The following is a 937-nucleotide window of genomic DNA, read 5'->3' as shown; positions in this document are numbered from 1 at the left end:
AAAACCAGCCGAGGAACGCGACGGTCCTCTGCAAGGCCTTGCGCTGTAGGTCCACGACTTCGTTGGCGGTGAGTCCTGCGGAAAGGCGGGAACCCGGGCGTGGCGAGCAGGGAGGGTGTTGGCCCCGCCAGACCCGGCCCTGCCGCAGCAGCAGCTTGGAGACCCGGTTACGGGCCCGGGCCAGGTCCCGGCGCACGTCGTCGCGGCCGCGCACCAGATCGCGGGCGGCTTCCTCAGCCGGCGTCGGCACCCGCACCACGGGCAGCTCGTCCATCCGTAGCAGCTTCGCCAGCCGCTGAGCGTCCCGCTTGTCCGTTTTGATCCGGTCACCCGCGGGCCGTTCCATCTTCGACGGCGCTGCCACCACGCAGCGGATGCCGATCCCGTCCAATGCCCGGGCCAGCACGAACCCGGTCGGCCCGGCCTCATAAGCCACCGCAGCTGGCTGCGGCAGGGTGGCCACCCACGCCAGCACGTTATGCGTCTCGGCGTCGAGACGCTCACTGAAGACCTCGCCTGTCTCGCCGTTCAGGGCCCAGGCCGTTGTGGTGCGGGCGTGTACATCCAGGCCGACCGAAGTACGCTCGGAAAACATCCGGTGCCTCCCGGTAGTTGCGGCACTACCCGCCACCGTGCTCACCGGAAGGCAATCCGCGTCAACTCCCCGCGGAGCATCGGTCTTCGGTGCGGCAGCCGACCTCAACGAACGGCTCGAGGCGGCCACTTCATACGGTCTACATTGCGTACCACCGTGCTCGAGGCGTTGAGGAGCTCGTTGATGAGCTGCGTGGTCTCCATCTCCGGTGAGCAGTCCAACGTCCGGTTGACCTGTTGCACGCGGGTGATCGCGGTGTGGAGCCCCGAGCGGTTTCCGCGCGCGGCTTCGAGACGCATCCAGTCCCGGTGCAAGAGCTCTGCCGCGTCGTCTACGTCGAGG

General features: G+C 68.2%; 1 protein-coding gene and 1 pseudogene. Both read right to left on the bottom strand.

From position 1 onward, the window contains the following. Positions 1-595: IS110 family transposase (locus VXC91_RS46125; protein ID WP_329513290.1), on the bottom strand; the 595-nt coding region annotated here is incomplete at its 3' end. Positions 596-699: 104 nt separating this feature from the next. Continuing rightward, positions 700-937 (bottom strand): annotated as a pseudogene (locus VXC91_RS46120) (hypothetical protein); the annotation flags it as partial.

Origin of the sequence: Streptomyces chiangmaiensis (assembly GCF_036281785.1) — a bacterium.
GTDB lineage: Bacteria > Actinomycetota > Actinomycetes > Streptomycetales > Streptomycetaceae > Streptomyces > Streptomyces chiangmaiensis.
The sequence above is the reverse complement of the archived record's forward strand: the minus strand, read 5'-3'. Positions and strand labels throughout refer to the sequence as shown.